The following is a 16461-nucleotide window of genomic DNA, read 5'->3' as shown; positions in this document are numbered from 1 at the left end:
CCGATATCAGCCAATCTCACTAGAGTCCCCGGCGGTATCGGCCGTCGCTGTCCAGCCTGACACGCCGAAATGCTCACCGCGCCGAAACAGATCCAATCCGGCATTTGTATAGCGGACCGTGTCCGGCGGAATCTCGTCGAACCCGAACCAGCGCAGATCGGAGCACTTGTCCGGCTCGGCATTGAAGGGTTCGCCGGACCAGCGGTCGGCGTGAAAGAAGAATCCGACCCGGGCCTGGCCATCGGGCGGCAGATAGTGCACCGCGGCGGCCATGCGAATGTCCTTGCGGCGGAGCGCTATACCGATCTCCTCGGCGGCCTCGCGAATCATTCCGGCTTCCAGATCCTCACCGGCTTCCAGCTTGCCGGACGGCAGATTCCACAATCCGTCCGAATAGCCGGTATTCGCTCGTCGCGCGAGCAGCACCTCATTGCCGCGCGTCAGAATGAGCAGCACATCGACGTAGCTCGTATACGGCACGGGTAACTCCGTTCACGGCGCGACTCGGGGCTCGAGCGCGAAGCGGTGCAGTAGCTCATCGACCGCCGCGGCCGGTGCGGGCATGCGGGCAATCTCCGAGCGAATGCGTTCGGCGGCACTACGATACGCGTCCTCGGTGAGCAGCAGGCGAACTTCCTCGGCAACGGCGGCGGGGGTGACGCGGTCCGGCGGCAGCACGCGCGCCGCACCCGCGTGCCGGACGGCGGCGGCCGTGGGGAACTGATCCGCGCCGCGCGGGGACAGCAGCAGGGGAATTCCGTGCGTCAACGCCGCCAGGGTGGTGCCCGCACCGGCGTGGCAGAGCACCACATCGCAGCGGGGGAGCAGTGCGGCCAGCGACAACCACTGTGCGACATGAATATTGCCGGGTTGCGGGCCGATCGCCGTGGGGTCCGTCTCGGTGCCGACGGTGACGATGATGTCGGCGTCGAGGTGGGCGAGTCCGCGCAGCAGCGGTTCGAAGGCCGCGGGCTGATTGAAGATCGGCACGGTGCCGAGGGATACGTACACCACCGGACGGCCGCCCAGTCCGGTTGCCCAGTCCGGGAGTTCGTCGTCGTGCTGTCCGGAGACCGCCGGGCGGATCGGCAGTGCGATGGCCCGCGCCGGTCCGAGATCCGGTCGCAGGCTCGGCGGGATCGGATCGAGGTAGCCGTGGCGGTACAGTCCGGCGTGGTCATCGGGCTCCAGGCCGGACGAATGCCACAGTGGGGCAACCCATTCCGCCATCGCGGCGATCAATTCCGGTTCGAGTGGCAGTCCGGTGCCGTAGGTGACCGATGGGACGCCGATTTCGGCCGCCAGGATCGGCGCGGCCAGATCCACCGGTGCGTGCAACACCAGATCCGGGGCGAAATCCTTTGCGATCTCGCGCAACTCGGGCAGTTTGGCCGGTGCCATGACTCGGCTGAACATCACCGCTCCGATTCGCCACGGCTGTGCACCGGCGCGGAACTCCGGCAATCCGACCGCCTGGGCGGCCGCGTCCGGCGCGTTCAGGCCCGCCTGCGCGAACGGCAAGCCGGCCGCCTCGACGCGGGATCGCAATTGCGGCGCGGTCGCCACCAGCAGCTCATGCCCGCGGGCGCGCAATGCTCGCGCGAGCGGGACCGCGGGGGCGAAGACGCCCTCCATCGGGGTTGTCGAACACAGGACTCGCATATCGCCGAACCTCCCTCAGCTATAGTGCGCTATATAGTGAACTATAGATAGGATGGCGAGCATGTCAACCGCACCCCGTCACAGCGATCGGCGCACCCGGACGCGTCGTCGCATAGCTGAGGCGGCTGCCACCCTGTTCGCCGAACGCGGGTATGCGGCAACCACCCTGCAAGCCATCGCCGATGCGGCGGGGGTGCATGTGCAGACCATCTACCAGGCGTTCGGGACCAAGGTGGCGGTGCTCGCCGAGACGGCGGCCGTGCTGGTGGCGGGGCCGGACGAGGAGTCCTCGACACCGCCGCCCGAACGCGAATGGGTCCGCGAGCTGTTCGCCGAACCAGACGCCCGGCGTCAACTCGCCTTGTACGCGGCTCATATGCGGACGGTCTCCGAGCGGTACATATCCCTGCTCGACGTGATGCGCGTGACCGCGGCCGCCGATCCCGAAGTGGGGGCGTTCCTGGCCGCCTCCGAACGCGGGCGGTACGACGGCCCCGCGCACATCACGCCCGAACTGGCGGCCAAAGGCGCGCTGCGGCAAGATCTCGACGCCGAACGCGCGGCCGACATCATGTACGCGCTCACGGCCTATGACGTCTACCGCTCGCTCATGGTCGACCGCGGCTGGTCCGCCACCGATACCGAACGGTGGGTGGCGGAAACCCTCGTCGCGGCTCTGCTCGCGCCTGTCGCGCAGCCGCCTGTCGTTCAGTAGGGCAGGGGTTTGTTCGCCTCGACCCAGCCGCGTTCGGTATCCGTACCGGGCAGCGGCGGGAATTGACCCGCGATCATCCAGGTGTCGCGGGGGACCTCGGTGACATTGAATTCGAGATGTAGTCCGCGATCGTGGGTGTACGGGGCGATCAGATCGTGCAGACGTTCGGTCATCCGTTTGCGCATCACCGGATCGTCGAGTTGTCGCGCCAGATGATCGATCGTGATCCGCACCGCCGGAATCGCAACGCCGCCAACGTAAAACGAGTCGGCCGGAACCTCGTGGAAGAGTGCCACCGCGTAGAACTCCGGCAGCCCGAACCGCGCGTAATAGTCGGTGATGTCCTTGGCGAAGCTCTGCTTGTCCGCGGCCGTGAAAGTATCGGCCGTATGGTAGATGTGCCACAGCGGCATAGTGAATTCCTTTGAACGAAGCGGATTTTCAGCGCCTGAACGGCAATGCGAGCCCCTCCACCGGCCCCGTCAGCGCAGCCTTCACGCCCCTGGTGAACTCATCCACCAGCACCTCTGCGGCCCCCTGCTCCAGCCCGTCGGCCACCGCCCTCGCCACCTGCGCGGGACTGAGCTTCGGCAGTTCGATCGCCTTGACCATATCGGTGTCCGCGAATCCCAAATGCACCCCGACCACCTGAGTCCCCTGCCCCGCCAACTCGATCCGCAGCGAATTGGTAATCGACCACAGCGCCGCCTTCGACGCCCCATACGCCCCCGCCCCCGAACTCCACGACAGCACCGAATGAATATCCACCAGCGCCCCACCCCCATTCGCGGCGAGTATCGGCGCGAACGCCCGCGCGATCAGCAACGGCCCGAAAACATTCGTCTCGAACGTCTCACGCACATCCGCGATCTCACCCCGCAACAGCGATCCGGACCGCAGCACCCCCGCATTGTTCACCACGATGCTCACATCGCCCGCCCGATCCGCCACCGCCGCAATCGAATCCGAATCAGTCACCTCCAACTCCACCGGCACGATGCGCGGATCCGCACTCACCTCCGGCTTCCGCGCAGTCACATACACCTTCCCCGCACCCCGCTCCAGAAACTCCTGCGCGAACGCCCGCCCCAGCCCCCGCTGCCCGCCGGTCACCAACACGGTCGCACCCTCGATCGCGGTCATATTTGCCTCTCTCATCCGCTCATTCACAGTCTGACTATATAAAACTATAGCCAAACTGCGCGAGCGACGCACCCACTTGATTCATTTCACTGATCAAGCGGATACGCCGCACGAGCGTCAGCCGAGAACCCCCGGTGGCGACCCGATCTATCCCACGCACACAACAGTCGGCCCGGGGAACAGGCAATTCAGCACATTCCCGAGATCCTGTGCACTACCGCTCAAAACAGGAGCGCTGCTCCCGGCCAACAAACCCGCCAGCGAATGCGCACTACCGGACAGCACTCCCGTCCCCGACCCCGTCAGCGCCTGCGCCGACCCCAGATTCACCGGCACATCCGCCGACCCCAGCGGCAGCGCCGACGCCGACCCGGCTCCGGCGGCGGAAATGCTTGCGGCACAAGCGAGAACAGTCAATGTCTTCTTCATCATGACCAGCGACGGTAGCGACCCCCACCGCGATCCGGTGGCCCCTACTTGCTGGGGCGGGAAGACTACGGGCAGCCATTGTTGTCGGACCCGCGCGCGATGCTGTCGTGCATGGGTGAGGCTGATGGGAGGGCGCAGCCACCTCGGTTGCCGGGGGAGCTGATCGTGCGTTTGGTCGAGGCGCACCTTCGCGGGTCGACACATCTGCCGATGTGTCACGCGGACGATGTGCTACCGCTGTTGCGGGGCGATGATCGCGAATATCGGGCGGCGGCAGCGCTATTGGATGCTGAGAGGGTCTTCTATCCGGAGGGGTTCGAGTCGTGAGGTGGGTCAGCGCTGTCGGCGGGTTCGATGGAAATGGTAGGTCGTAACCGCTGCGGCGGTGAGGACCGCAGCTATGGCGGTGAAGAGGATTTGGGGGTGGTCGAGGGTGTTGTCGCCTGCGAGGAGACAGGTGGCGAGGTTGATGAGCCAGTGGCCGATTGCGGCGGTCAGGACTCGTTGCGGGAAGGTGCCGGTGCTGAGGTAGCCGAGGATGGTGGCGAAGGCCAGGACGCCGATGAAGAAGCTGAGGGCGGTTATCGGGCCCGCGGTGAAGGCTTGGACGTGCCAGAGGGCCCAGGTGGTTCCGGTGATCGCGATGGCGGTGAGTTTGGTGAGGCGGGATTCCAGGACGGGTTGCATCAGGCCGCGCCAGCCGATCTCCTCGCCGACGGCGCCGATCAGTTGCAGGGGGATGAAGACCGCGAAAGGGACGCCTCCGACTGGGGCAGGGCCTGTCAGGGTGGTGTTCGTGAGGAGGGCGGCAGCGGTGATCAGCAGGCCGAAAAGTACGCAGGCTGTGACTGTCACGAGCAGATTCACGCTCAGGAGGCGGGCGGAGATCGCCGGGGGTAGCGCCTGGGCGATGGTTTTCCGAAACGCCAGCCAGGTTGTCAGGGCTCCGAGTGCGGGGGCGAACTGCACCAGGGACAGGGCGGCGGCATCAATGCCCGAATGGGGTTGCACCGCAAGGAGAGCGACAGAAGCCGCGAGGGTCGACAGGATGTAGACGCCGAGGGCTAACCACAGCTTCGATGCGGTTGGTGCGTGTGGCGCGCGGGCGGGGCCGGGCTCCGCGTTGCTGATACCGGTGGGGCTCACAGGAATCACACTGGCAGGCGATTTTCCATTTGCGGATCACCCTGGAGTACTGGATTCGCTGTGAAACGCGAAAGCCGAGCCGTCCGAAGACGACTCGGCTTCGCGAGGGCTAGCGAGGGAGATCCGCCGCGGCCGCCTCGTCGAGCAGCCAGGTGGTGGATTCGGTGCCGATGGCACCGGCCGCCGGGATGTCCAGGGGGGAAGCGCCATTCAGGGCCGCCGCGACCGCCGCGGCCTTGGCTTCGCCCGCCGTGATGATCATGACGTGACGGGATTTGCGGATGGCCGGGAGCGTCAAGGTGATGCGCGAGGCCGGGGGCTTGGGCGAATGGGTTTCCGCCACAACGAGATCGTGTTCCTCGCGGGTGGCGGCGGTGTGCGGGAAGAGGGAGTTGATGTGGCCTTCGCCGCCCATGCCGAGCAGGTGCAGGTCGAAGGCGCCGTGTTCGGCGAGATGCGCGTGCACCGTCGCGGAGTACTCGCCGGTGGCCTCGAGAATGTCCGGGTAGTCGCCGCTGGAGGTCTCGGTGGGGTGCACGCGGGACGGGTCCACCGGGACATGGTCCAGCAGCGCCTGACGGGCCTGCAGGTCGTTTCGCTCGGAATCGCCGGTGGGGACGAAACGCTCATCGCCCCAGAAGATGTCGAGCTTGGACCAGTCGATATCACCGGGCGCCTTGCGGACCCATTCGAGCAGGCCGATACCGGTCCCGCCGCCGGTGAGAATCACCGAGGCGGAGCCGCGCAGCCGCTGCGCCTCGACGACCTGAACCACGAAGCGGGCCGCGGCGGCCTGCACGAGTTCGTCGGGGCCGCTGAAGGTTTCCACGGTGGGCTTACTCATAGTTCACCTTCTCGATTCCGGTCAGCGCCTCGGCGTAGATCTCATCGGCGTCCAGATGCCGCAGTTCCTCGGCGAGGCAATCGCGAGTCTCCCTGCGTGCCAAGGCGAATCGCTGATCCGGTTCGCCCGTGCGGGTCAGGGTGGCGGTACGGCCGTGCTGCGGCCGGGCGATGGAGATCGAGACGGTCGAACGACGCATCTCCACCTTCAGCTCACCGGTCTTGCGCACCACCGGGCAATCCAGCCGGGCGGCGAGCCATCCCGCGAGCATGTCCAGCGCGGGCTCATCGCGCAGACCCGAAATCGTGACGGACTCAACGGCTTCGAACGGCGCTTCATCGAGCGCCGCCGCCAGCAACGCCCGCCAATACGTGATCCGGCTCCACGCCAGATCGGTATCGCCGGTCGCGTAGGAGCCGCGCCGCTTCTTGATGGTCTCCTGCGGATCCGGCGCGAACGTCGCATCGGTGATGCGCCGAGTCGCCAAGCGCCCCACCGAATCCTTGGACGGGAACTCCGGAGCCCCACGCGGCCACCACGCCACCACCGGGGTGTCGGGCAGCAGGAACGGCACCACCACACTGCTCTCGTGCGCCACCAGATCGCCCTGCAACCGCAGCACGATCACCTCGGCCGCACCGGCGTCCCCGCCGACACGGATCTGGGCATCCAAGCGCGTGCCCGCATTGCGGTCACCGCGTGCGAGAACTATTACCCGGCAAGGATGTTCACGCGAGGCGTCATTGGCCGCGTCGATCGCGTCCTCCGCCTCGGAGCTGTCCAGGGTGCACACCACCAGCGTCAGCACCCGGCCCACGGTCACGACGCCATTGGCCTCGCGCAGCTGAATCAGCCGCTTGGATACCTCGCGGGTATCGGTATCGGGCATATCGATGATCACGGTCGCCGCCATTCCCGCCCGCTGCGCGCGAGCATCTCGTCAGCGGATTCCGGGCCCCAGGTCCCGGCCTCGTACGGATCGGGCTTCCCGGTCGATGCCCAGTGGTCGAGCACGGGATCGAGGATGTTCCAGGACAATTCGACTTCCTCATTGACGGGGAAGAGCGACGGAACACCGAGCAGCACATCGAGAATCAGCCGCTCGTACGCCTCGGGGGAGTCCTCGGTGAACGCTTCGCCGTAGCTGAAGTCCATATTCACATCGCGGACCTCCATGCTGGACCCGGGCACCTTGGACCCGAATCGCATGGTGATGCCCTCATCCGGCTGCACCCGAATCACCAGGGCGTTCTGCCCGAGCTCCTCGGTCATGGTCTGATCGAACGGCAGATGCGGCGCGCGCTTGAACACCACCGCGATCTCGGTTACCCGGCGGCCCAGGCGTTTTCCGGTGCGCAGATAGAACGGCACCCCCGCCCAGCGCCGCGTCTCCACGGCCAGCGTGATCGCCGCGTAGGTCTCGGTGCGCGAATTCGGGTCGAAACCCTCCTCCTGCAACAGCCCCACCACCGGCTCACTGCCCTGCCACCCGGAGGTGTACTGCCCGCGCGCGGTCGTCACATCGAGCGGTTCGGCGAGTTTGGTCGCCGAGAGCACCTTGATCTTCTCGATCTGCAATTGCTTGGGCTGGAAGGACACCGGCTCTTCCATCGCCGTCAGCGCCAGCAGTTGCAGCAGATGGTTCTGAATCACATCGCGGGCCGCGCCGATACCGTCGTAATACCCTGCGCGCCCGCCCAATCCGATGTCCTCGGCCATGGTGATCTGCACATGGTCGACGTAATTGGCGTTCCAGATCGGATCCCACAGCTGGTTCGCGAAGCGCAGCGCCAGAATATTCTGCACCGTCTCCTTGCCCAGGTAGTGGTCGATGCGGAATACCGACGACTCCGGGAAAACCCGATTGACCAGCGCGTTCAGATCGCGTGCACTCTCCAGATCGTGCCCGAACGGCTTCTCGATCACCACGCGCCGCCAGGCCGGAGCCTGCTCGGCCTGCGCCGCATTCGGTTGCGCCAGACCGTTCTTGGAGAGCCCGTCCAACACGATCGGGAACTCGGTCGGCGGAATCGCCAGGTAGAAGGCGTGATTGCCGCCCGTCCCGCGATCCCGGTCCAGATCCTTCAACGTGGTGGCCAGCCGATGGAATGCGGCGTCGTCCTCGAAAGTGCCTTGGACGAACCGCAATCCCTCGCGCAGCTGCTCCCACACTTCCTCGCGGAAGGGGGTGCGCGCCGACGAGCTGACCGAATCCTTCACCAGGGCCGCGAATTCCTCATCGGAGAATCCGCGCCGGGCGAACCCGACCAGGGCGAAACCGGGGGGCAGCAGCCCCCGGTTCGCCAGGTCATAGATGGCCGGCAGCAGTTTGCGCCGCGACAGGTCACCGGTTACCCCGAAAATCACCATGCTGCACGGTCCGGCGATGCGGGGAACCCGGCTGTCCCGCCCATCGCGGAGCGGGTTCCCCTTCGTGACCGTTGTCGCCGCGCGGGCTGCCACCGTCAGTTTCCTCCGGCTACCCGGAGCTGCTCGGTCGTGGCGACCAGCAGTTCCTCCCAGGATTTCACGAATTTATCGACGCCCTCGACCTCGAGCACACCGAAGACCTCGTCCAGGTTGACGCCCGCGGCGGCCACCTGATCGAAGATCTCCTGCGCGGCCGGACCGGTACCGGACAGCGTGTCCCCGGTGATCTCGGCGTGATCGGCGGCGGCCTGAAGCGTCTTCTCCGGCAACGTGTTCACCGTGTTCGGACCCACCAGCTCGGTCACGTACATGGTGTCCGGGTATTCCGGATTCTTCACACCGGTCGAGGCCCACAGCGCCCGCTGAGCGTTCGCGCCACCGGAAGCCCGCAGCCGCGCGAACACCGAAGTGTGTGCGCCACCGTCGAATACATCCTGGTACGCGGCATAGGCCAAGCGCGCGTTGGCGATTCCGGCCTTACCGCGCAGCGCCAGGGCCTCGGCGGTGCCGATGTCCTCGAGGCGCTTGTCGATCTCGGAGTCCACCCGGGACACGAAGAACGAAGCGACGGAATGGATCTTGGCCAGATCGTGCCCGGCGGTCAGCGCGTTGGTCAGACCGTCCAGGTACGCGCCCATGACCGAGCGGTAGCGCTCGACCGAGAAGATCAGCGTCACATTCACGCTGATGCCCTCGGAGATCACCCGCGTGATGGCCGGAATACCGGCCTCGGTCGCCGGAATCTTGATGAGCAGGTTCGGCCGGTCGACGATCTTCCACAGCTCGATGGCCTGGGCCACCGTGCCGTCGGTGTCGAACGCCAGACGCGGATCGACCTCGATGGAGACGCGGCCGTCCTTACCGTTCGAGGCCGCGAACACGTCGGCGAAGATATCGCAGGCCGCGCGCACGTCATCGGTGGTGATGGTGCGAATCGCGGAATCCACATCGGCGCCGCGGGCGGCGAGTTCGCGCACCTGAGCGTCGTAGTCGTGGCCCTGCGAGAGCGCGCCCTGGAAAATGGTCGGGTTGGTGGTGACACCGACGACACTGCGGGTATCGATCAGATCCTGGAGGTTCCCGGACTTGATGCGATCACGCGAGAGATCGTCGAGCCACACCGAGACCCCGGCGGCCGACAGGGCCGCGAGGTTGGTGTTCTGAGTCATGGTGGCTTATCCCTTCACCTTGGTGAGCGAGCGGTTGGCGGCGTCGACCACAGCTTCGGTGGTGATGCCGAACTCGCGGAACAGCGTCTTGTAATCGGCCGAGGCGCCGAAGTGCTCGATGGACACGTTCTCACCGGCATCACCGGTGAATCGGTGCCACGGCATCGCGATCCCGGCCTCGACGGTGACCCGCGCCCGCACCGACGGCGGCAGCACCTGATCCCGGTAGGCCTGATCCTGCGCGTCGAACCACTCCACACACGGCATGGACACCACGCGGGTGCCGACACCCTGTGCCTCGAGCGTAGCGCGGGCATCCACGGCGAGCTGGAGTTCGGAACCGGTGGCGATGAGGATCACCTGCGGTGTGGCGGTGGATGATTCGGCCAGCACGTAACCGCCCTTGCGGACACCCTCGTAGCTGGTGCCCTCCTGGATCGGCAGATCCTGACGGGTCAGCGCCAGCGCGGACGGACCGTCCTGATGCGGGGCGTCGGCCGGCACGAAATGCGAATGCCGTTCCGCGGAGTCACGTTCGAGGATGGTGCGCCAGGCGTACGCGGTCTCATTGGCGTCACCCGGGCGCACCACGTTCAGGCCCGGGATGGCGCGCAGCGCGGCCAGATGCTCGATCGGCTGATGCGTGGGACCGTCCTCGCCCAGGCCGATGGAGTCGTGCGTCCACACGTAGGTGACCGGGGTGCGCATGAGCGCGCCCAGGCGCACCGCGGGGCGCATGTAATCGGAGAACACCAGGAAGGTGCCGCCGTACGGACGCGTCGGACCGTGCAGCGCAATGCCATTGAGGATCGAGCCCATAGCGTGCTCGCGCACACCGAAGTGCAGCGTGCGGCCGTACGGGTTGGCCTTCCACATACCGGTGGAGATGTCCTCCGGGCCGAAGCTCGGGGTGTTCGGCATGGTGGTGTTGTTGGATTCGGCGAGGTCGGCCGAACCGCCCCACAGTTCCGGCAGCACCGGCGCGAGCGCGGCGAGCACCGCACCGGACGCCTTACGGGTGGCCATACCCTTCGGATCGGCGGGCCACGACGGCAGCGTCTCGGCCCAGCCCTGCGGCAGCGAGCGGGTCTGCAGGCGGTCGAAGAGCGCCTTGTTCTCCGGGTTGGCGGCGGCCCACGCGTCGAACTGATCCTGCCAAGCGGCCTTGGCGGCCTTGGCGCGATCGGCGACCTGGCTGCGGGTGTGCGCGATGACCGACTCGTCGACCTCGAAGTTCTGCTCCGGATCGAAACCCAGGATCTTCTTGGTGGCGGCGACCTCGTCCTTGCCCAGCGCCGCGCCGTGCGCGCCACCGGTGTTCATCTTGGTCGGAGCCGGGAAGCCGATGATGGTGCGCAGCACGATGATCGACGGCTTATCGGTGACGGCCTGCGCGGCGGTGACGGCCTCTTCGATACCGGTCACATTCTCGCCACCCTCGACGACCTGCACATGCCAGTCGTAGGCGCGGTAGCGCGCGGCGACATCCTCGGTGAACGCGATGCGGGTGTCATCCTCGATGGAGATGCGGTTGTCGTCGTAGAAGACGATCAGGTTGCCCAGCTGCTGGGTGCCCGCGAGCGAGGACGCCTCGGAGGTGACGCCCTCTTCCAGATCGCCGTCGGAGGCGATGACGTAGACGAAGTGGTCGAACGCGCTCTCGCCCTGTGCCGCAGCCGGATCGAACAGACCGCGCTCACGCCGCGAGGCCATCGACATGCCGACCGCCGACGCCAGACCCTGACCCAGCGGGCCGGTGGTGATCTCCACACCGTTGGTGTGCCGGTACTCCGGGTGACCCGGGGTGAGCGAGCCCCACTTGCGCAGGTTCACCAGGTCATCGAGCTCCAGACCGAAACCGGCCAGGTACAGCTGCACGTACTGAGTGAGGCTGGAGTGACCGCAGGACAGCACGAAACGGTCGCGCCCCACCCACTCCGGATCGCTCGGATCGATGCGCATCACACGCTGAAACAGCGTGTACGCCAACGGCGCCAGGCTCATCGCCGTGCCGGGATGGCCGTTTCCGGCGTTCTGCACCGCGTCCGCGGCGAGGACACGCGCCGTATCAACGGCTCTGGTGTCCACTTCGGACCAGTCGGTGGGGTGATGCGGCTGAGTGAGGGCGCGGATGTCGTCTGTGACTGACACGACCGAGGTTCTCCTGACCTTCTCGTGAACACTGAGGTTGTCGGCGGGCTCGCTGGCGGGGGCGTGCGCGATGCGCCGACTCAATCATCCGACAGCGCACCGGACTAGCCACCACCCTAGAGGTGGCGGTTTCCGCTCCACGCGGGAACCCGCGTTCACCGGGCGACGTGTCGATGTTCGTGTCCTCCCGCAGACCCTTTCGTGATCCCTCCTAGACCCGATTTCAAACCTCGTTCGGTGCGCCCGGGCCGGACCTGGGCGAGAGCACGGTCGCCGTGGGTCTACCATGCTCTGTAGTAGTAGCCGCGCCGGCACAGCCTTGTCTCCAAGGGGGATAGCAGAGCGCGCTGCTTTCCAGACCGGATCAAGTGCACGGCGTGCGAGGAGAAACAGTGCGGATTGGGCAACAGCCGGGTGGCGCTCACGGCTCCTCCGGGACGGTGCTGGCCGACCGCGTCACGGGTAGTGGACCGCTTGCCGCGGGTACCCGGCGCGTGCTGGCGTACATCGCGCTCACCAAGCCCCGCGTGATCGAGTTGTTGCTGGTGGCAACGATTCCCACCATGCTGCTGGCCGATCGCGGGCATGCGGATCTGCGGCTCATCCTGGCCACGCTGTTCGGCGGGTGGATGGGCGCGGCCTCGGCCAACACGCTGAACTGCGTGGCGGATGCCGATATCGACAAGGTGATGAAGCGGACATCCAAGCGTCCGCTGGCGCGGGAGGCGGTGCCGACGCGGAACGCCGCGGTGTTCGGCATCGTGCTCGGGCTCGGGTCGTTCGCGTGGCTGTGGTGGCAGGCCAACCTGCTCAGCGGTGTGCTGGTGGTGGCGACGATTCTGTTCTACGTCTTCGTCTACACCCTGGGCCTCAAGCGGCGGACCTCACAGAACGTCATCTGGGGTGGCGCGGCCGGATGCATGCCCGCGCTCGTGGGCTGGTCCGCGGTCACCGGCAATATCGGCTGGCCCGCCATCGTGCTGTTCCTGATCATCTTCTTCTGGACGCCGCCGCACACCTGGGCGCTCGCCATGCGCTACAAGGAGGATTACAAGGCGGCCGGCGTGCCGATGCTGCCGGTGGTCGCCACCGAGCAGGTCGTCACCAAGCAGATCGTGATCTACACCTGGCTGACCGTGCTGGCGACGCTGGCGCTGGTTCCGGCGGCCGGAGCCATCTACGCGGCCGTGGCCATCGCGGCGGGCGCGTGGTTCCTGCTGATGGCGCACCAGCTCTACTCCGGTGTTCGCCGTGGCGAGCCGGTGAAGCCGCTGCGTCTGTTCCTCCAGTCGAACAACTACCTCGCCGTGGTCTTCTGCGGCTTGGCGGTCGACTCGGTCATGGGCTGGAACACCCTGGGCCACATCGCCTTCGGCTGACCCGCAGCAGCTCGAAACAGCACCGCCGCCGGACCCCGTGTCCGGCGGCGGTTTTCGTTATTCGACGGCTTGGCGCTCGGCGATCGAATTGAGGTATTTCAGCTCGGCTTTGAGTTCGGCGACCTCGGCGGCGCGCTCATCGCGGACCTCCTCCTGCTCGCGCAGGCTGATCCGCAGACTTTCGATCACATCGTTCACCGTGCTCAGCTTGCGATCGGCGCCGGACAGCAGCCATTCCACGACATCGCGCCGATCGACCTCCCCGCTCACATCGGACACCCACCGCACCGCGTACTCCACCCACTCCTGCGGTTTGGGCATCTTCTCCGCATCCCAGCCCTTGCGCAGCGCGGTCTTGGTGGACAGGATCTTCTCCCCGTCCCCGCCCTTGACCAGCGAATTCACGTGCACCAGGCTGATTTTCCCCGCACTGGTCACCACCACCAGCAGCCGATACTTGCCCGCCAAATGCATCCGCAACTCCGCGGCCCCGCGCCCATCGGCATCCATGGCCCCCAGCCACGGCCCCTCGGCGGCCTCGATAATCGACTCCAGAATCCCCAACTGCCCGATACCCCTGCGCAACCGCGTCGCCCGCTTACGCAAATCCTCCGGCGTATCTCTCATCTGATCCCAGTGCATCGAACCCGCTCTCTCCTCACCCAGCCCAAACCCCGCACCAATGAAGATATATGCGGATTGCCTCTCAACCCGACAGCGACGGCTGTCGGGAAGCGGGTATCGGAGATTCGGTCGCGCTACTTCGGCGGGAACTGGCCGTTGGCCTGAACCGTGGTGCCGTTGAGAGTGAAGGTGACCGTGCTGGGGCCGCCTTCGGGGCAGCACAGGGCTTCATTGCCTTTGAGCCAGCGGTAGTCGACGGAGACCGCGGTGCGGGTTTTGCCGGTGACGCTGGTGTAGCCGTAGGGCTGGGAGGTGGCGGTGCCCAGGTAGGTGCCGTTGGTGAAGAAGAGGATGTGGGTGTACGGGTGGATGTTGCCCGAGGTGGCTACCAGGTAGGACAGGACGCCCGTGCAGCCGTCCGCTATCGCGTCGTTGCTGCCCGACTCGACCTGCCAGGGGCCGGAAGCGGTTGCGGCGAGCCGGTTCAGGGATGTGTTGGCGAGTGCTGAGTTGACGTCGAAGCAGAGGCCGTGGCCGCTGCCGTTCGGGGCGGCGACGGTGGTCGCGGGCGGGTTGGTGGGTGCGGGGCTTTCGGTGATGGCGGTGCCGGGCGCGGTTTCGGTGCTGACGGGGGTCTGCTGACCGGGCTGTTGGGACTGGTCGGCCGGTTGTGTCGCCTTGGTGGTCGGGGCCGCCGCGGACGTGGAGACCGCACGTGAGGTGGTGCTCGCACCGCTGGAGTCCGTTGTGGTGGAACCGCATCCGCTCAGCACCAGCGCCAGACCTGCCGCGAGCACGGCCGTGGTGGTTTTCATGTGATCCCCTCGAAGTTGGTCCGGCAATCATCCGGAAAACAGCGTCCTCGCCGCATATGCCAACTCTGCCGGTGGCATTCGGATTGTGATCTCGATAATCGGGAGAACTACTTGGTCATCGGACCGGCAACTTGTCCTGTTATCCGCATGACCCCGGCGGGTCTGCCCAAAGATCCTGTGCCCCAAGAAGCATGGGCACAACGCGGAGATCGGGCGACACTTCGGCAATGCCAGCTGAACGCTTGGTTGAGAACCGCCTGGTCTGCGATTCCCTTCCGCTGGAACCCGACTCGCCGCACCAGGAGTACACCCGTAGCAAACACCATGAGGGACAATGCGTTATCCAGCGGCGTGACCGAAACCAGTGACCGATGAGGGTTGGGAACCGAAACCTTGGGCGTGACGTACGAACAGGCGCGGCAGACCATTCAGGCGTTCTTCGAGTCCGATTGGCGTTGGGGCACATTCTGTCTCGACGACCGGACCATCACCGAGAACGATGAGATGTACGTGTTCAACGTGGGTGCGCGCGAATACCTAGTCGAGCGAGATCGCGCCTACGCCATCCTGGCCGGTATGCCCGTGGTCTACAAAGCGGACGGGCGCTTGGGCGCGTGCGCTTCCGCGCAGGTAGCCACCGATGCCACGGTGCGATCGCGCCCCAACCCCAATCCGACCCTGACGGTCACCGTCGAATCCTGATCAGGAGGCAGTGAGCAGGGCGTGGAGTTCCGCCGCGCCCGCCAGCAACGCTCTGGACCGCGTGCGAATGGTCGCCTCCCGAGCCTCCAGGCCTTCGAGGACATCGCCGGGCGCACCGGACAGTTCCGGCATCAATCCCTGCAACAGCGTGATCCCGTACCCGGCCAATCGCAGCTGATGCACGATCCGTGCCGCCCGCACATCCTCGGGGGAGTAGGTGCGCGCCCGGGTGCCACCTCGCCCCGGATTCACCAAACCCATTGCGTCCCAATGTCGCAGGGTCGACGGCCGAATCCCGAGCGCCTCCGCCAACTCGGAGATCGTCATCGCATCCGAGGCGCGCACCCCCGTAACCGGCTCCGCGCTGATATGCCGCACCGCCGCCTTCGCGGACTCCAGATCCCGCCGCTCCCGATCGAGCCCGGCATGCGCCGCGTCCACCATCGCCAGCAATGTCCCCTCGGGATCCGAGTGCGCCGCCCGCATGATCCGCTTCGCCTCGACCGGCCCCGTCCCCGCCGCGAACGCCCGATACGCTCGCGCCGACACCACATGCGCCCGGCCATAAACCCGATACCCGGCCGCGGTCCGCCCCGCAGGCGGCAACACACCATCACGCTCGAGATTGCGCACCTGCTGCACGGAATATCCCGCCAACCGCCCCACATCGGCAGTGCGAAGAACCTCCGAATGGAGACCCGTCATACGCTCACCTGCCAATTCACGTGTCAACCCTCCACAAGCACATGAATGTAACGCTAGAACCCATGACCATCGAAGAAATCATCGCCCTACTGGATTCCCTCCCCGGCACCCTCCGCCTCTCACCCACCCCCGGCGACCCCACCTACCCCGAAATAGCCTGGGGCGACTCCTTCATCTACTACGCCCCCGACGGCAAAATCCCCACCACCGTCCAACCCTTCACCACCGTCGTCACCAAGGACTATCCCGACGACAAATCCTCGAACCTGAACCGCCCCAACACCTTCCGCCTCAACATCCACGCGGGCAAAGACTCCTTCACCACCCACCTGGGCTACCCACCGCGTGACTCATCCGCCCACCCCGCCGACCCGAGCGCCCTCGACACCCTCATCCCACACCCCACCTACGCAAGTGCGGGCTGGCTGTCGATAGTCAATCCCGGTCCCCAGTCCGAACCGGTGATCGCCGACCTGTTGCACACGGCCTACGACCGTGCGCGCACCCGCTACAACCGCAACTCACCCGAATAAGCCCCGGCCCCACC

18 protein-coding genes are annotated in these 16461 nt (G+C 66.2%); 4 read left to right on the top strand and 14 right to left on the bottom strand.

Going from position 1 to position 16461, the window contains the following annotated elements; translation table 11 throughout:
• Nucleotides 1–6 precede the first annotated feature (6 nt).
• Nucleotides 7–480, bottom strand: a complete 474-nt coding sequence (locus ACFVUS_RS07695; RefSeq protein WP_387762388.1) for an NUDIX domain-containing protein — start codon at nucleotides 478–480, stop codon at nucleotides 7–9.
• A 12-nt stretch (nucleotides 481–492) separates the two neighbouring features.
• Nucleotides 493–1662, bottom strand: coding sequence for a glycosyltransferase (locus ACFVUS_RS07690; RefSeq protein WP_387762387.1), 1170 nt, complete (start codon nucleotides 1660–1662; stop codon nucleotides 493–495).
• Nucleotides 1663–1723: 61 nt separating this feature from the next.
• Here ACFVUS_RS07690 and ACFVUS_RS07685 point away from each other — a divergent pair, with 61 nt between their 5' ends.
• The gene (locus tag ACFVUS_RS07685; protein ID WP_387762386.1) at nucleotides 1724–2377 is read left to right on the top strand and encodes a TetR/AcrR family transcriptional regulator; all 654 of its coding nucleotides are present in this window, start codon (nucleotides 1724–1726) and stop codon (nucleotides 2375–2377) included.
• Here ACFVUS_RS07685 and ACFVUS_RS07680 read toward each other — a convergent pair.
• The 9 genes from ACFVUS_RS07680 to tkt form a co-directional block, all read right to left on the bottom strand.
• Nucleotides 2371–2790, bottom strand: coding sequence for a tautomerase family protein (locus ACFVUS_RS07680; RefSeq protein ID WP_387762385.1), 420 nt, complete (start codon nucleotides 2788–2790; stop codon nucleotides 2371–2373). The two genes, ACFVUS_RS07685 and ACFVUS_RS07680, sit on opposite strands and share 7 nt — an antisense overlap.
• A gap of 28 nt (nucleotides 2791–2818) precedes the next feature.
• The gene (locus tag ACFVUS_RS07675; protein ID WP_387762384.1) at nucleotides 2819–3520 is read right to left on the bottom strand and encodes an SDR family oxidoreductase; all 702 of its coding nucleotides are present in this window, start codon (nucleotides 3518–3520) and stop codon (nucleotides 2819–2821) included.
• A gap of 147 nt (nucleotides 3521–3667) precedes the next feature.
• A complete protein-coding gene (locus tag ACFVUS_RS07670) occupies nucleotides 3668–3952 on the bottom strand; it encodes a hypothetical protein (protein WP_387762383.1) in 285 nt (94 codons plus the stop codon).
• 330 nt (nucleotides 3953–4282) lie between these two features.
• Nucleotides 4283–5095, bottom strand: a complete 813-nt coding sequence (locus ACFVUS_RS07665; RefSeq protein ID WP_387762382.1) for a CPBP family intramembrane glutamic endopeptidase — start codon at nucleotides 5093–5095, stop codon at nucleotides 4283–4285.
• Nucleotides 5096–5204: 109 nt separating this feature from the next.
• Nucleotides 5205–5939, bottom strand: a complete 735-nt coding sequence (pgl, locus tag ACFVUS_RS07660) for a 6-phosphogluconolactonase (protein WP_387762381.1) — start codon at nucleotides 5937–5939, stop codon at nucleotides 5205–5207.
• A complete protein-coding gene (gene opcA, locus ACFVUS_RS07655; protein WP_387765442.1) occupies nucleotides 5932–6840 on the bottom strand; it encodes a glucose-6-phosphate dehydrogenase assembly protein OpcA in 909 nt (302 codons plus the stop codon). The genes pgl and opcA overlap by 8 nt, the downstream gene beginning before the upstream one ends.
• A complete protein-coding gene (zwf, locus tag ACFVUS_RS07650; protein ID WP_387762380.1) occupies nucleotides 6837–8402 on the bottom strand; it encodes a glucose-6-phosphate dehydrogenase in 1566 nt (521 codons plus the stop codon). The genes opcA and zwf overlap by 4 nt, the downstream gene beginning before the upstream one ends.
• A gap of 2 nt (nucleotides 8403–8404) precedes the next feature.
• Nucleotides 8405–9538, bottom strand: coding sequence for a transaldolase (gene tal / locus ACFVUS_RS07645; protein ID WP_387762379.1), 1134 nt, complete (start codon nucleotides 9536–9538; stop codon nucleotides 8405–8407).
• Nucleotides 9539–9544: 6 nt separating this feature from the next.
• Nucleotides 9545–11689, bottom strand: coding sequence for a transketolase (gene tkt / locus ACFVUS_RS07640; protein WP_387762378.1), 2145 nt, complete (start codon nucleotides 11687–11689; stop codon nucleotides 9545–9547).
• Nucleotides 11690–12081: 392 nt separating this feature from the next.
• Between tkt and ACFVUS_RS07635 the strand changes: the two genes are divergently transcribed.
• Nucleotides 12082–13068, top strand: coding sequence for a heme o synthase (locus ACFVUS_RS07635; RefSeq protein WP_375953261.1), 987 nt, complete (start codon nucleotides 12082–12084; stop codon nucleotides 13066–13068).
• A gap of 57 nt (nucleotides 13069–13125) precedes the next feature.
• Here ACFVUS_RS07635 and ACFVUS_RS07630 read toward each other — a convergent pair whose 3' ends face one another.
• On the bottom strand, nucleotides 13126–13695 hold the full coding sequence (locus tag ACFVUS_RS07630) for a hypothetical protein (protein ID WP_387762377.1): 570 nt from the start codon (nucleotides 13693–13695) through the stop codon (nucleotides 13126–13128).
• A gap of 131 nt (nucleotides 13696–13826) precedes the next feature.
• Nucleotides 13827–14507: an LppP/LprE family lipoprotein gene (locus ACFVUS_RS07625; RefSeq protein ID WP_387762376.1), complete on the bottom strand. Its 681-nt coding sequence runs from the start codon at nucleotides 14505–14507 to the stop codon at nucleotides 13827–13829.
• Nucleotides 14508–14906: 399 nt separating this feature from the next.
• Here ACFVUS_RS07625 and ACFVUS_RS07620 point away from each other — a divergent pair, with 399 nt between their 5' ends.
• Nucleotides 14907–15209 carry a hypothetical protein gene (locus tag ACFVUS_RS07620; protein WP_387762375.1) on the top strand — a complete coding sequence of 101 codons (303 nt, stop codon included), beginning with the start codon at nucleotides 14907–14909 and terminating at the stop codon, nucleotides 15207–15209.
• Here ACFVUS_RS07620 and ACFVUS_RS07615 read toward each other — a convergent pair whose 3' ends face one another.
• A complete protein-coding gene (locus ACFVUS_RS07615; RefSeq protein ID WP_387762374.1) occupies nucleotides 15210–15914 on the bottom strand; it encodes a MerR family transcriptional regulator in 705 nt (234 codons plus the stop codon).
• 62 nt (nucleotides 15915–15976) lie between these two features.
• Between ACFVUS_RS07615 and ACFVUS_RS07610 the strand changes: the two genes are divergently transcribed.
• Nucleotides 15977–16447, top strand: a complete 471-nt coding sequence (locus tag ACFVUS_RS07610; protein ID WP_387762373.1) for a DUF6194 family protein — start codon at nucleotides 15977–15979, stop codon at nucleotides 16445–16447.
• Nucleotides 16448–16461 lie beyond the last annotated feature (14 nt).

Origin of the sequence: Nocardia sp. NPDC058058 (genome assembly GCF_042885355.1) — a bacterium.
Lineage (GTDB): Bacteria > Actinomycetota > Actinomycetes > Mycobacteriales > Mycobacteriaceae > Nocardia.
The sequence above is the reverse complement of the archived record's forward strand: the minus strand, read 5'-3'. Positions and strand labels throughout refer to the sequence as shown.